Source organism: Streptomyces sp. NRRL B-3229, assembly GCF_000719505.1.
In the GTDB taxonomy this organism is placed as follows: domain Bacteria; phylum Actinomycetota; class Actinomycetes; order Streptomycetales; family Streptomycetaceae; genus Streptomyces; species Streptomyces griseorubiginosus.
Genome location: NZ_JOGP01000114.1, coordinates 1 through 441, shown reverse-complemented (window position 1 = coordinate 441; position 441 = coordinate 1). Strand labels below are relative to the sequence as shown.

At 70.1% G+C, this 441-nt stretch carries 1 pseudogene; it reads right to left on the bottom strand.

What is annotated here, in order from left to right:
- Positions 1–439, bottom strand: a pseudogene (locus IF54_RS0138980) (hypothetical protein); the annotation flags it as partial.
- Between the last annotated feature and the right edge of the window lie 2 nt (positions 440–441).

Genomic DNA, 441 nt, shown 5'->3' with positions numbered 1-441 from the left:
AGTCTGGCTCGTTCCACAGCTCGTAAGCCGCGATGTTCGTGGCGCCGGAGGACTTCACCGAGGCGATCTGCTTGTCCACGGCGGACAGCCAGTCGCTCCAACTGACCCACTTGTACGGGAAGTTCGGGTACCAGTCCGGCATCCGTACGACCACCTTGGCGCCGGCGCGGGCGGCCTTGGGGGCCACGACGAGCGCGTCACCGGCGGGTGAGGGTTCGCCGTTGGGGAGTTGGGAGCCGCCCGGGGCCATCTGTACGAAGGTGTTCGGCTTCAGGGCGTTGGTGAGGGCCTCCGCGGCGACGAAGTACAGGGTGGCCGCGAGCGGCGGCGGAAGGCCGGGAACTGTGCCCGCGGTCACCTCGACCGGGCACGGCGCCCGCGCGGCGAGCGTCTCCAGGGCTGCCACCAGGCCCGTTTCGGTCAGTACGGCGGGATGGATGC